We start from the raw sequence: 13,158 nt of genomic DNA on the forward strand, positions 1-13,158 counted from the left end.
CATGACCAAGCTTCTGATCGACGGCATCGAGGTCGATGTCCCGCCGGAGTACACCGTGCTCCAGGCCTGCGAGGCGGCAGGCGCAGAGGTGCCGCGCTTCTGCTTCCACGAGCGGCTCTCGATCGCCGGCAATTGCCGCATGTGCCTGGTCGAGGTGAAGGGTGGCCCGCCGAAGCCCCAGGCCTCCTGCGCCATCGGCGTGCGCGACCTGCGTCCCGGCCCGAACGGTGAGCCGCCGGTCGTGCTGACCAGATCGCCCATGGTCAAGAAGGCGCGCGAAGGGGTGATGGAGTTCCTGCTCATCAACCACCCGCTCGACTGCCCGATCTGCGACCAGGGCGGCGAATGCGACCTGCAGGACCAGGCGATGGCCTACGGCGTCGACACCTCGCGCTATGCCGAGAACAAGCGCGCGGTCGAGGACAAGTATATCGGCCCGCTGGTCAAGACCTCGATGACGCGCTGCATCCAGTGCACGCGCTGCGTCCGCTTCACCACCGAGGTCGCCGGCGCCTCCGACCTCGGCGCGATCGGCCGCGGCGAGGACATGGAGATCACCACCTATCTCGAGCACGCGATGAGCTCGGAACTGCAGGGCAATGTCGTCGACCTCTGCCCGGTCGGCGCCCTGACCTCCAAGCCCTACCAGAACAAGGCCCGGCCCTGGGAGCTGACCAAGACCGAGTCCATCGACGTGATGGACGCGGTCGGCTCGGCGATCCGCGTCGACTCGCGCGGCCGTGAGGTGATGCGGGTTCTGCCGCGCATCAACGAGGCGGTGAACGAGGAGTGGATCTCCGACAAGACCCGCCACATCGCCGACGGGCTCAGGACCCAGCGTCTCGACCAGCCCTATATCCGTGAGAATGGCGCGCTGCGCCCGGCGAGCTGGAGCGAGGCGCTCACGCTGGTCGCGGGCAAGCTCAAGGCCGCCAAGCCCGAGCGCGTCGGCGCCATCGCCGGCGACCTCGCCGCGGTCGAGGAGATGTATGCCCTCAAGGCGCTGATCGCTGGTCTCGGTTCGAACAATCTCGACTGCCGCCAGGACGGGGCGAAGCTCGACCCGGCCTTCGGCCGCGCCAGCTACGTGCTCAACACCGGCATCGCCGGTATCGAGGATGCGACCTCGCTGCTGATCATCGGCTCGAACCCGCGCCGCGAGGCCCCGATCGTCAATGCCCGCATCCGCAAGCGCTGGCTGCGTGGCGACTTCAAGGTCTCGCTGATCGGCGAGAAGGTCGACCTGACCTACGCCTATGACTATCTCGGCGCCGGTCCCGAGACGCTGGCCGATCTGGTCAAGCGCGCCGGAGCTGCCGGCGAGCGGCCGATGGTCCTGGTCGGGCAGGGTGCTCTCATCCGCAAGGACGGCGCCGCCGTGCTCTCGCTCGCGGCCAAGGCTGCCGATCTCTTCGGCGCGGTCAAGGATGGCTGGAACGGCTTTGGCGTGCTGCACACCGCTGCCGCCCGCGTCGGCGGGCTCGATCTCGGCTTCGTTCCGGGTGAGGGCGGTCTCGATGTCTCCGGCATGATGGCGGCGGGCGCGCTCGATGTGCTCTTCCTGCTCGGCGCCGACGAGATCGAGGTGCCGGCCGGCGCCTTCGTGATCTACCAGGGCAGCCATGGCGACAAGGGCGCGCATCGCGCCGACGTGATCCTGCCGGGCGCCGCCTACACCGAGAAATCCGGCACCTACGTCAACACCGAGGGCCGAGTGCAGATGGCGGCTCGCGCCACCTTCCCACCTGGCGATGCCAAGGAGGACTGGGCGATCCTGCGGGCGCTCTCCGCCTCGCTCGGCAAGCCGCTGCCCTTCGACTCGCTGTCGGCGCTGCGCCGCGAGCTTTATGCCGCCCATCCTCATTTCGCTGCGGTCGACACGGTCGCCGAGAGCGATCGCTCCGGTCTGGCGAAGCTGGCCGGGCAGGGCGGCGCGACCGAGAAGGCGGGCTTCGCCCCGGCCGTCGCCGATTTCTACACCACGAACCCCATCGCCCGCGCTTCGGCGGTGATGGCGGAATGCTCGGCGCTGGCCTCGGGCCGCATGCGCCAGGCGGCGGAGTAAGCCTCGATGAACTGGGACCTCGTCCTCGATCTTGCGATCATCGCCGGCAAGAGCCTGCTGCTGCTGGTCTGCCTCCTGGTCTTCATCGCCTTCATCCTGCTCGCAGACCGCAAGATCTGGGCGGCGGTTCAGCTGCGGCGCGGCCCGAACGTGGTCGGCCCGTTCGGCCTGTTCCAGAGCTTCGCCGACCTGCTGAAGTTCGTCTTCAAGGAGCCGATCATCCCGTCGGGCTCCAACAAGGGCGTGTTCCTGCTGGCGCCGCTGATCTCTTGCCTGCTCTCGCTGGCGGCCTGGGCGGTGATCCCGGTGGCGGATGGCTGGGCGATCGCCGACATCAATGTCGGCATCCTCTACATCTTCGCGATCTCCTCGCTCGGCGTCTACGGCATCATCATGGGCGGCTGGGCTTCGAACTCGAAGTACCCGTTCCTCAGCGCGCTCCGCTCGGCGGCGCAGATGGTGTCCTACGAGGTCTCGATAGGCTTCGTGATCGTCACCGTGCTGCTCTGCGTCGGCTCGCTCAACCTGTCGGCGATCGTCGAGGCGCAGAACTCGAAGGCGGGCCTGTTCGGCTGGTACTGGCTGCCGCTCTTCCCGATGTTCATCGTTTTCTTCATCTCGGCGCTGGCCGAGACGAACCGGCCGCCCTTCGATCTGGCCGAGGCGGAATCGGAGCTCGTCGCGGGCTTCATGGTCGAGTACTCCTCGACCCCGTATCTGCTGTTCATGCTCGGCGAATACGTGGCGATCATGACCATGTGCTCGCTGACCACGATCCTGTTCCTCGGGGGGTGGCTGCCGCCGTTCCCGATCGCGCCTTTCACCTGGCTGCCGGGCGTGTTCTGGTTCGCGCTCAAGGTCTGCCTGGTCTTTTTCATGTTCGCGATGGTGAAGGCCTTCGTGCCGCGCTACCGCTATGACCAGCTGATGCGGCTGGGCTGGAAGGTCTTCCTGCCGCTGTCGCTGGCTTGCGTCGTGATCGTTGCGGCGGTGCTGCAGATCACCGGTTGGGGGCCCGCTCCCTGATGGCGGGGCAGGCCGGCCTGATCGGAGCCCTGATCGGCTTCGTCGTCGGCCTGATCGAGTATCGGCTCGTCACGGGCGTTGTGGTTGCGAGCTTACGCCGCACCGACAGCTCGCAGACGCAGGCCGAGAAGGATGATTACGAACGGCGCATCCGCCTGTTGAAGGCGGCGGTGCTGGTGGTTTCGGTGGGCGGTCTGCCCATCGTCGGGTACCTGGTCGGCCAGACGTTGTTTGGCTGAGGATAGAAGGACGAGAAGGATGTCACTCGCGCAAGCCGCCAAGGGACTGCTCCTCAAGGAGTTCGTCGGCGCGTTCGCCTTGTCGATGCGTTACTTCTTCAAGCCGAAGGCGACGCTGAACTACCCCTTCGAGAAGGGCGTGCTCTCGCCGCGCTTCCGGGGCGAGCATGCGCTGCGCCGCTATCCGAACGGCGAGGAGCGCTGCATCGCCTGCAAGCTCTGCGAGGCGATCTGCCCGGCGCAGGCGATCACGATCGAGGCCGGCCCGCGCCGCAACGACGGCACCCGCCGTACGACGCGCTACGACATCGACATGACCAAGTGCATCTATTGCGGCTTCTGCCAGGAGGCCTGCCCGGTCGACGCCATCGTCGAGGGCCCGAATTTCGAGTTCGCCACCGAGACGCGCGAGGAGCTGTTCTACGACAAGGACAAGCTGCTCGATAACGGCGCCCGCTGGGAACGCGAGATCGCGCGCAACATCGCGATGGATGCGCCGTATCGCTGAGGATGATGGCCCGTCGCGCGGTTGTCGCGTCCGGCGGGCCTGACTATAGACGCTCCAAACTGCGGCGGGTCGTTATCCGCCGTTTGACGAAACGAGGGCCGCCCGCAAGGGCGGAAAGGCTGGCGAAGATGAATGCCGCAGCGGCTTTCTTCTATCTCTTTTCAGGCGTCACCATCGCCTCGGCGCTGATGGTGATTTCGGCGCGCAACCCCGTGCATTCGGTGTTGTTCCTGATCCTCGCCTTCGTCAACGCGGCGGGCCTGTTCCTGCTGCTCGGGGCCGAGTTCCTGGCGATGCTGCTGGTCGTCGTCTATGTCGGCGCCGTCGCAGTGCTCTTCCTCTTCGTGGTGATGATGCTCGATGTCGACTTCGCCGAGCTGCGCCAGGGCTTCCTGCAATACCTGCCGATCGGCGGCCTGATCGGGCTGATCTTCGCGGTCGAATTGCTGCTGGTCGTCGGCGCCTGGGTGATCGATCCGCAGATCGCGCGCGCCCCGGTCGCGGCGATCCCCGCCGGCGTCACCAACACGGCCGCGCTCGGCCAGGTGCTCTATACGAAGTACATCTACTACTTCCAGGCCGCCGGCCTCGTCCTGCTGGTCGCGATGATCGGCGCGATCGTGCTGACGCTGCGCGACCGCAAGGGCATCAAGCGCCAGGATATCCCGACGCAGAACGCCCGGACCAAGGAAGCGGCGATGGATGTGAAGAAGGTGCCTTCGCGCGCCGGCGTTCCCGAGGAGATGGCGTGATGGTCGGGCTTGGTTCTTACCTCTCGGTCGCTGCGATCCTGTTCACGCTCGGCGTGCTCGGCATCTTCATCAACCGCAAGAACGTCATCGTCATCCTGATGTCGATCGAGCTGATCCTGCTCTCGGTCAACCTCAACTTCGTCGCCTTCTCGAGCTTCCTGAACGACATCGTCGGCCAGGTCTTCGCGATGCTGGTGCTGACCGTCGCCGCTGCCGAAGCGGCGATCGGGCTCGCCATTCTCGTCGTCTACTTCCGCAACCGCGGCACGATCGCGGTGGAAGACATCAACATGATGAAAGGCTGAGCGCGGAAACGCGCCCGTAACCTGCCATGTATCAAGCGATTGTCTTCCTCCCCCTGATCGGCTTCTTCATCGCCGGCATCTTCGGCCGGCTGATCGGCGCCCGCGCCTCGGAGATCGTCACCACCACGCTGCTGCTGGTTTCGGCAGTGCTGTCCTGGATCGCCCTCTTCCAGGTCGGCTTCGGTTCCGGCACCACCCGCGTCCAGGTCGCGACCTGGCTGGCCTCGGCCGATCTGCGTGTCGACTGGGCCTTCCGGATCGACACGCTGACCGCGGTCATGCTGGTCGTGGTCAACACCGTCTCGTCGCTCGTGCATGTCTATTCGATCGGGTACATGCACGAGGACCCGTCGCGGCCGCGCTTCTTCGCCTATCTGTCGCTGTTCACCTTCGCCATGCTGATGCTGGTGACGGCCGACAACCTCGTGCAGATGTTCTTCGGCTGGGAAGGCGTCGGCCTCGCCTCCTATCTCCTGATCGGCTTCTGGTACCAGAAGCCCTCGGCCAACGCCGCAGCGATCAAGGCCTTCGTCGTCAACCGCGTCGGCGATTTCGGCTTCCTGCTCGGCATCTTCCTGGTCTTCGTGCTGACCGGTTCGGTCGCATTCGACAGCATCTTCCCGCAGATCGTCGGGCTCACGGAGCGCAGCTTCCGTTTCCTCGGCTATGACTGGAACGCGCTGACGCTGACGGCTTTGCTGCTGTTCATGGGCGCCATGGGCAAGTCGGCGCAGTTCCTGCTGCACACCTGGCTGCCGGACGCGATGGAAGGGCCGACTCCTGTCTCGGCGCTGATCCATGCCGCGACCATGGTCACCGCCGGCGTCTTCATGGTGGCGCGCCTGTCGCCGATCTTCGAATACGCACCCGTAGCGCTGACCGTCGTCGTCGTCATCGGCGCCACCACCGCCTTCTTCGCCGCGACCGTCGGCCTGGTGCAGAACGACATCAAGCGCGTCATCGCCTATTCGACCTGCTCGCAGCTCGGCTACATGTTCGTGGCGATGGGTGTCGGCGCCTATTCGGCCGGCATCTTCCATTTGTTCACCCACGCCTTCTTCAAGGCGCTGCTCTTCCTGGGCGCCGGTTCGGTCATCCATGCGATGCACCACGAGCAGGACATGCGGAACATGGGCGGCCTGCGGAAGTACATCCCGTTCACCGCCGCGGCGATGACGATCGGCACGCTGGCGCTGACCGGCTTCCCGCTCTTCGCCGGCTACTTCTCCAAGGACGCGATCATCGAGAGCGCCTATGCCTCGGTGCCGCATGGCGGATTCGCCAGCTCCTATGCCTTCGTGCTGTTGGTCGTCGCCGCGCTGATGACCTCGTTCTACTCCTGGCGCCTCTATTTCATGACCTTCGAGGGCGCGCCGCGTTGGGGCGGTCACGGGCACGATGCGCACGGTCATGACGACCACGCGCATGGCCACGGGCATGACGATCATGCTCACGCCGCGCATGGTCATGACGATCACGGCCATGGTCACGACCACAAGCCGCATGAGAGCCCGCTCTCGATGCTGATCCCGCTAGCGGTGTTGTCGCTTGGCGCGATCGCGGCCGGCTACGCCTTCAAGGAGGCGTTCATCGGCCACGATTACGAGCATTTCTGGAAGGCGGCGCTGTTCACCGGCAAGGACAACCACATCCTGCACGCCATGCACGAAGTGCCGAAATGGGTGGTCTGGTCGCCTTTCGTCGCGATGCTGCTCGGCTTCCTGCTGGCGCTCTACATGTACGTTCTACGCCCGGACGTGCCCGGCAAGCTCGCCGCCGCCAACCCGGTGCTCTACAAGTTCCTGCTCAACAAGTGGTACTTCGACGAGATCTACGACTTCCTGTTCGTGCGTCCGGCGATGTGGCTCGGCCGCTTTCTCTGGAAGAAGGGCGACGGCGCCGTCATCGATGGCCTCGGCCCGGACGGGGTCTCGGCCCGCGTCGTCGACGTGACCAACCGGGTCGTGCGGCTGCAGACCGGCTATGTCTACCACTATGCCTTCGCCATGCTGATCGGCGTCGCCGGGCTGGTGACCTGGTACCTCATGGCCCGTGGGTGAGATGATGTTCGGCTTCGGTATTCTCACCGGTCTCCTGGTCCTGCCGCTGGTCGGCGCCGCCTTCATCCTGGCGCAGCGCGGCGACGAGGCTTCGGTCAATTCCAACGCCCGCTGGGCGGCGCTGATCGCGACCGTCGCGACCTTCATCCTGGCGCTGGTCGCCTGGGGTCGCTTCGACTCGGCCAATCCCGGCTTCCAGATGGTCGAGAGCCATGCCTGGGTCTCGGACATCATCAAGTTCAAGCTCGGCGTCGACGGCTTCTCCTTCCCCTTCGTGGTGCTGACCGCCTTCCTGATGCCGTTCTGCATCCTGGCGTCCTGGACCTCGGTCACGAAGCGGGTGCGCGAGTACATGGTCGCGTTCCTGATCCTCGAGACGCTGATGATCGGCGTCTTCGTCGCGCTCGACCTAGTGCTGTTCTACCTGCTGTTCGAAGCCGGCCTGATCCCGATGTTCCTGATCATCGGCATCTGGGGCGGCAAGCGCCGGGTCTACGCCTCGTACAAGTTCTTCCTCTACACGCTGCTCGGCTCGGTGCTGATGCTGCTCGCCATCATGGCGATGTACTGGAACGCCGGCACCACCGACATCCCGGCGCTGCTGACGCACAAGTTCCCGGTCCAGATGCAGCCCTGGCTCTGGCTCGCCTTCTTCGCCTCCTTCGCGGTGAAGATGCCGATGTGGCCGGTTCACACCTGGCTGCCCGATGCGCACGTCGAGGCGCCGACGGCGGGCTCGGTCATCCTGGCGGCGATCCTGCTGAAGATGGGTGGCTACGGCTTCATCCGCTTCTCGATCCCGATGTTCCCGGACGCCTCGGCGATGTTCGCGCCGCTGGTCTTCGCGCTCTCCGTCATCGCCATCGTCTACACCTCGCTGGTGGCGCTGATGCAGGAGGACATCAAGAAGCTGATCGCCTACTCCTCGGTGGCGCATATGGGCTTCGTCACCATGGGCCTGTTCACCTTGACGCCGCAGGGCATCCAGGGCGCGATGTTCCAGATGGTCAGCCACGGCCTGGTCTCGGGCGCGCTCTTCCTCTGCGTCGGCGTGATCTACGACCGCATGCACACCCGCGAGATCGCCGCCTATGGCGGCCTGGTCAACCGCATGCCGCTCTATGCGGTGGTGTTCATGATCTTCACCATGGCCAATGTCGGCCTGCCGGGCACGGCCGGATTCGTCGGCGAGTTCCTGACGCTGATGGGCGCCTTCAAGGCCAATCCCTGGGTGGCGTTCATCGCGACCTTCGGCGTGATCCTGTCGGCGGGCTATGCGCTCTGGCTCTATCGCCGCGTCGTCTTCGGCGAGCTGGTGAAGCCCGAGCTCAAGGACATCACCGACCTCAACGCCCGCGAGATCGCGATCTTCGTGCCGCTCGTCCTGCTGACCATCTGGTACGGCATCGCGCCCGGCACGATCCTCGACGCCTTCGCGGCGCCGACCGAAGCCCTCATCAAGAACTATCAGGCTGCCATCACCGCCGCGAAGACGGCGATGTTGGCTGTCCAGTAAGGCTGCTCCGATGAACACCTTGCCCGCTCTCGGTCCCGCGCTCCCGGAAATCATCCTGGCACTCGGCGCCATCGCCATGGTGCTCTACGGTGCCATCCAGGGCGAGCGCTCGACGCGCACGCTCGAGATCGCGGCGCTTGCGCTCTTTGCGCTGGCGCTGGTGCTCGTCCTGCGCGGCGAGGGCAAGGTCGTCACCTTCAACGGCGCCTTCATCGCCGACGGTTTCGCCCGCTTCATGAAAGTGCTGACGCTGATCGGCGCCGCCGCAGCGATCGTGCTCTCGGCCGATTTCCTGCGCCGCGACGGCGCCATGCGCTTCGAGTTTCCGATCCTCGTCGTCCTCGCCACCGTCGGCATGATGATGATGATCTCGGCCAACGACCTGATCGGGCTCTATGTCGGCCTGGAGCTGCAGTCGCTCGCGCTGTACGTCGTCGCGGCCTTCGATCGCGATAATCCGCGCTCGACCGAGGCCGGCTTGAAATATTTCGTCCTCGGCGCGCTCTCCTCGGGCATGCTGCTCTATGGCTCGTCCATGGTCTACGGCTTCACCGGCACGGTCGGCTATGCCGGCATCGCCGAAGCGGTGAAGGGCGGGCATCCCGGCATCGGCCTGATCATCGGCCTCGTCTTCGTCGCCGCCGGCGTCGCCTTCAAGATCTCGGCCGTGCCGTTCCACATGTGGACGCCGGACGTCTACGAGGGCGCGCCGACCCCGGTCGCGGCCTTCTTCGCCTCGGCGCCCAAGATGGCGGCGATGGCGATGACCGTGCGCATCTTCGTCGGCGCCTTCCCGGGCGCGCTGCACGACTGGCAGCAGATCATCATCTTCATGTCGATCGCCTCGATGGCGCTCGGCGCCTTTGCTGCGATCGGCCAGACCAACATCAAGCGACTGCTCGCCTATTCCTCGATCGCCAACATGGGCTACGCGCTGGTCGGTCTCGCCGCCGGCACGCCCGCTGGCGTCCAGGGCGTGATGACCTATATGGCGATCTACCTCGCCACCACGCTCGCGGCCTTCGCCTGCGTCTTGATGATGAACCGCAACGGCAAGCCGGTCGAGGAGATCGGCGAGCTCGCAGGCCTGTCCCGCACCAATGGCTGGATGGCGTTCGCGATGTCGATGATGATGTTCTCGCTCGCCGGCATCCCGCCGCTCGCCGGCTTCTGGGCGAAGTGGTACGTCTTCCTCGCCGCGATCGAGGCCAAGCTCTATGTGCTCGCCGTCGTCGGCGTCGTCACCAGCGTCGTCGGCGCCTATTACTATCTGCGCATCGTCAAGCTGATCTATTTCGACGACGCCAAGCCGGCCTTCGACAAGGGCGATGCCGGCGTGCGCGGCGTGCTGCTGATCTCGGCACTGTTCGTGCTGGTGCTGTCCTTCCTGCCGGCGCCGCTGTTCGACTCCGCTGCCGCGGCGGCAAAGTCGCTGTTCTGATGCTCCGCCGTCATTCTCGGGCGAAGCGAAGCGCGGACCCGAGAATCTCAGGACCAGTAGCTGGATTCAGAGATGCTCGGGTCAAGCCCGGGCATGACGACCTGGGATCGGCATGCTGAGCGAAACGGCGCGCACCGCCGGCTATCGCCTGATCGTCCGTGACGAGGTCGCCTCCACTATGGAGGAGGCGCGGCGGGCGCTCGGCGAGGGCGATCCGGGGCGGCTCTGGGTCGTCGCGAAAAGCCAGAATGCCGGTCGCGGCCGGCACGGCCGGCACTGGGGCTCGCCGCCCGGCAATCTCTACGCCAGCCTGCTCATGGTCGCGCCCTGCGAGCCGGCGCTCGCGCCGCAGCTCGGCTTCGTCGCCGGGCTTGCCCTCCACGATGCGGCTGCAGTTGTGACCGGGCTTTCCGCCCCGACGCTCGCCCTGAAATGGCCGAACGATTTGCTGATCGGCGGCGCCAAGGCGTCGGGCCTGCTGCTCGAAGGCGAGAACCGGGCAGGGCACTTCAACGTCATCTTCGGCTTCGGCGTCAACATCGCCTCGTCGCCGGAAGGGACGCCCTATCCGGCGACGCATCTTGCTGCGCATGCGGCTGACGCGACCGTCGAGCGTCTGCTGTTGGCCCTGTCGGACGCCTGGGATCGGCGCTTTTCGGCCTGGTCGCTGCCCGGCGGTTTCGGCCCGATCCGTGCCGCCTGGCTGGAGCGAGCCGCCTATCTCGGCGAGACCATCACCATGCGCCTACCGGAAGGGCCGGTCTCCGGCCGCTTCCTCGGCCTCGACGCCTCCGGGCGGCTCGACCTGGAGACGGAAGGCGGAAGGCGGCTGATCGATGCCGGCGACCTCTATTTCGGCTCGACGCCCATTTCGGGCGCACCGGCAGGTTGAGGCAACGCTTCCGCCTGCTCCTGCCGCTATGGAGGCGCGTTGGAGAGCATGCTAGGCCTGCCGCCGCCCGCTTCGCCCGCCTCAGCATAGAACGTCAGGATATCCAGTGACCCGTTCCAGTGACCAGCTCGTCTTCGTTCCGCTCGGCGGCCTCGGCGAGATCGGCATGAACGCCGCGCTCTACGGCTTCGGGCCGGAGAAGAAGCGCAAATGGATTCTGGTCGATTGCGGGCTTTCCTTCGCCGGGCCGGAGGCGCCGGGCGTCGATATCGTCCTGCCCGACCTCAACTACATCATCCAGGATCGGGCGAACCTGCTCGGCATCATCATCACCCACGCCCATGAAGACCACATCGGTGCGCTCGCCGCGCTCTGGCCGTCGCTGCGCGCGCCGGTCTGGTGTACGCGTTTCGCCGCCGGTCTTCTGGCGACGCGTCGCCTTTCCGAGCCCGGCGCACCCAAGGTCGAGATGAACATCGTCGCCCAGGGCGGGCGCTTCACCCTCGGCCCGTTCGACATCGAGTTCGTGCCGGTTGCGCACTCGATCCCGGAATCGAACGCGCTCGCGATCCGCACGCCGGCCGGCCTCGTCGTCCATACCGGCGACTGGAAGATCGACCCGACCCCGCGCGTCGGCCTGCCGACCGACGAAGTCCGCCTGCGCGAGCTCGGCGAGGAAGGCGTGCTGGCGCTGGTCTGCGACTCCACCAACGTCCTGCGCGACGGCATCAGCCCGAGCGAGGCGGATGTCGCCGCCAAGCTCAAGGAACTGGTCGCCTCCGCGCCGAACCGCGTCGCCGTCACCACCTTCGCTTCCAACGTCGCGCGCCTGCGGTCGGTCGCCGAAGCCGCGATGGCCAACCAGCGCGAGGTCGTCGTGGTCGGCCGCGCCATGGACCGCGTCATCGATGTCGCTCGCGAATGCGGCTTCCTCGACGGCATCCCGGCCTTCCGTGGGGTCGAGAACTATGGCTACCTGCCGCGCGACAAGGTCGTCGCGCTCGTCACCGGCAGCCAGGGCGAGCCGCGCGCCGCGCTCTCGCGCATCGCCGCCGACGATCATCCCGAGATCGCGCTTTCGCCGGGCGATCGGGTGATCTTCTCCTCGCGCACCATCCCCGGCAACGAGAAGGCGGTCGGCGCCATCCTCAACCGGCTGGCGCGCGACAATATCGAGATCATCACCGACCGCACCCATCTCGTGCACGTCTCAGGCCATCCCCGGCGCGAGGAGTTGGCGCGGCTCTATGGCTGGCTGAAGCCGAAGATCGCGATCCCCGCCCATGGCGAGGACCAGCACCTGACCGAACACGCTACCTTCGCCCGCAGCCTCGGCGTCAAGCATGTCCTGCGCGCCGGCAATGGCGATGTCGTCGCGATTACCGAGGACGGAGCCCGCAAAATCACCGAGGTCCAGCATGGCCGGCTCTACCAGGACGGCACGCTGCTCGTCGGAGCGCTTGACCGTACCATTCCCGAGCGCCGCAAGCTGTCCTTCGCCGGGGTGATCTCGATCGCGATTGCGCTCGACGAGAAGGGCGAGCTCGCCGGCGATCCCGAGGTTGCGCTGATCGGATTGCCGGTCACCGCCAAGGACGGCACGCCCTTCGACGATATCGTCGCCGACGCGGTCGAGGATCTGATCGAGGGCATGCCCAAGGGCAAGCGCCGCGATCCCGAGGCCGTGCGCAACGCGCTCGAACGCGGCGTGCGTTCCGCCGTCAACGAGGAGTGGGGCAAGAAGCCGCTGGTGAACGCGCTGGTGATCACGGTGTAGAATGACTTTGTACTGCATGGAATTACGCCGTCATTCCGGGCGACCGTAGGGAGACCCGGGATCCATTCCGGAACGGTTCAGGAATGGATCCCGGATCAGCGCCGCTGACGCGGCTTGTCCGGGATGACGGTTCGTTTCCGAGTCACGATGATGCGCCAGGAAAAAACTCAATGATCGGACGCCTCAACCACGTTGCCATCGCCGTGAAGGATCTCGCCGCCTCGACCGCGCTCTATCGCGACACGCTCGGCGCCCGCGTCTCGCAGCCGCTGCCGCAGCCTGATCACGGCGTCACCGTGGTCTTCGTCGAGCTGCCGAACACCAAGATCGAATTGCTTGAGCCGATGGGCGCGGATTCGCCGATCGCCAAGTTCCTCGAGCGCAACGTGGATGGCGGCATCCACCATATCTGCTACGAGGTCGATGACATCCTCGCTGCGCGCGACCGGTTGAAGGCGCAGGGCGCGCGCGTGTTGGGCTCGGGCGAGCCGCGCATCGGCGCCCATGGCAAGCCGGTGCTCTTCCTGCACCCCAAGGACTTCTGCGGTACGCTCGTCGAGCTGGAACAGGCCTGAGC

12 protein-coding genes are annotated in these 13,158 nt (G+C 66.1%); all 12 read left to right on the forward strand.

The features are described 5' to 3' along the window. The first annotated feature begins 1 nt into the window (after position 1). The 12 genes from nuoG (at position 2) to mce (ending at position 13,156) form a co-directional block, all read left to right on the forward strand. A complete protein-coding gene (nuoG, locus tag ASE66_RS26120) occupies positions 2-2,065 on the forward strand; it encodes an NADH-quinone oxidoreductase subunit NuoG (RefSeq protein ID WP_057192639.1) in 2,064 nt (687 codons plus the stop codon). A gap of 6 nt (positions 2,066-2,071) precedes the next feature. Continuing rightward, positions 2,072-3,091 carry an NADH-quinone oxidoreductase subunit NuoH gene (nuoH, locus tag ASE66_RS26125; RefSeq protein WP_057192640.1) on the forward strand — a complete coding sequence of 340 codons (1,020 nt, stop codon included), beginning with the start codon at positions 2,072-2,074 and terminating at the stop codon, positions 3,089-3,091. Beyond that, positions 3,091-3,330: a hypothetical protein gene (locus ASE66_RS26130; protein ID WP_057192641.1), complete on the forward strand. Its 240-nt coding sequence runs from the start codon at positions 3,091-3,093 to the stop codon at positions 3,328-3,330. The genes nuoH and ASE66_RS26130 overlap by 1 nt, the downstream gene beginning before the upstream one ends. 19 nt (positions 3,331-3,349) lie before the next feature. Further along, a complete protein-coding gene (gene nuoI, locus ASE66_RS26135; protein ID WP_057192642.1) occupies positions 3,350-3,838 on the forward strand; it encodes an NADH-quinone oxidoreductase subunit NuoI in 489 nt (162 codons plus the stop codon). 128 nt (positions 3,839-3,966) lie between these two features. Then, positions 3,967-4,590, forward strand: a complete 624-nt coding sequence (locus ASE66_RS26140; protein WP_057192643.1) for an NADH-quinone oxidoreductase subunit J — start codon at positions 3,967-3,969, stop codon at positions 4,588-4,590. Then, positions 4,587-4,895, forward strand: coding sequence for an NADH-quinone oxidoreductase subunit NuoK (nuoK, locus tag ASE66_RS26145; protein WP_156412333.1), 309 nt, complete (start codon positions 4,587-4,589; stop codon positions 4,893-4,895). Before ASE66_RS26140 ends, nuoK begins: the two co-directional genes overlap by 4 nt. A 26-nt stretch (positions 4,896-4,921) precedes the next feature. Next, positions 4,922-6,955, forward strand: a complete 2,034-nt coding sequence (nuoL, locus tag ASE66_RS26150) for an NADH-quinone oxidoreductase subunit L (RefSeq protein WP_057192645.1) — start codon at positions 4,922-4,924, stop codon at positions 6,953-6,955. A 4-nt stretch (positions 6,956-6,959) separates the two neighbouring features. Next, positions 6,960-8,471 (forward strand): NADH-quinone oxidoreductase subunit M, encoded by a 1,512-nt coding sequence (locus ASE66_RS26155; protein ID WP_057192646.1) that lies wholly within the window; start codon positions 6,960-6,962, stop codon positions 8,469-8,471. A gap of 10 nt (positions 8,472-8,481) precedes the next feature. Beyond that, positions 8,482-9,912 carry an NADH-quinone oxidoreductase subunit NuoN gene (nuoN, locus tag ASE66_RS26160; RefSeq protein ID WP_057192647.1) on the forward strand — a complete coding sequence of 477 codons (1,431 nt, stop codon included), beginning with the start codon at positions 8,482-8,484 and terminating at the stop codon, positions 9,910-9,912. A gap of 112 nt (positions 9,913-10,024) precedes the next feature. Next, positions 10,025-10,804 (forward strand): biotin--[acetyl-CoA-carboxylase] ligase, encoded by a 780-nt coding sequence (locus tag ASE66_RS26165; RefSeq protein WP_057192648.1) that lies wholly within the window; start codon positions 10,025-10,027, stop codon positions 10,802-10,804. Between the two features lie 106 nt (positions 10,805-10,910). Further along, a complete protein-coding gene (locus tag ASE66_RS26170) occupies positions 10,911-12,581 on the forward strand; it encodes a ribonuclease J (protein ID WP_057192649.1) in 1,671 nt (556 codons plus the stop codon). Between the two features lie 170 nt (positions 12,582-12,751). Next, the gene (gene mce / locus ASE66_RS26175) at positions 12,752-13,156 is read left to right on the forward strand and encodes a methylmalonyl-CoA epimerase (RefSeq protein WP_057192650.1); all 405 of its coding nucleotides are present in this window, start codon (positions 12,752-12,754) and stop codon (positions 13,154-13,156) included. Positions 13,157-13,158 lie beyond the last annotated feature (2 nt).

It is taken from the genome of Allobosea sp. Root483D1 (assembly GCF_001429505.1).
Lineage (GTDB): Bacteria > Pseudomonadota > Alphaproteobacteria > Rhizobiales > Beijerinckiaceae > Allobosea.

What these genes read in the sequence shown, in the direction of transcription:
- nuoG (WP_057192639.1), top strand. Translation starts at nt 2, where the DNA reads ATGACCAAGCTTCTGATCGACGGCATCGAGGTCGATGTCCCGCCGGAG.
- nuoH (WP_057192640.1), top strand. Translation starts at nt 2,072, where the DNA reads ATGAACTGGGACCTCGTCCTCGATCTTGCGATCATCGCCGGCAAGAGC.
- ASE66_RS26130 (WP_057192641.1), top strand. Translation starts at nt 3,091, where the DNA reads ATGGCGGGGCAGGCCGGCCTGATCGGAGCCCTGATCGGCTTCGTCGTC.
- nuoI (WP_057192642.1), top strand. Translation starts at nt 3,350, where the DNA reads ATGTCACTCGCGCAAGCCGCCAAGGGACTGCTCCTCAAGGAGTTCGTC.
- ASE66_RS26140 (WP_057192643.1), top strand. Translation starts at nt 3,967, where the DNA reads ATGAATGCCGCAGCGGCTTTCTTCTATCTCTTTTCAGGCGTCACCATC.
- nuoL (WP_057192645.1), top strand. Translation starts at nt 4,922, where the DNA reads ATGTATCAAGCGATTGTCTTCCTCCCCCTGATCGGCTTCTTCATCGCC.
- ASE66_RS26155 (WP_057192646.1), top strand. Translation starts at nt 6,960, where the DNA reads ATGTTCGGCTTCGGTATTCTCACCGGTCTCCTGGTCCTGCCGCTGGTC.
- nuoN (WP_057192647.1), top strand. Translation starts at nt 8,482, where the DNA reads ATGAACACCTTGCCCGCTCTCGGTCCCGCGCTCCCGGAAATCATCCTG.
- ASE66_RS26165 (WP_057192648.1), top strand. Translation starts at nt 10,025, where the DNA reads ATGCTGAGCGAAACGGCGCGCACCGCCGGCTATCGCCTGATCGTCCGT.
- mce (WP_057192650.1), top strand. Translation starts at nt 12,752, where the DNA reads ATGATCGGACGCCTCAACCACGTTGCCATCGCCGTGAAGGATCTCGCC.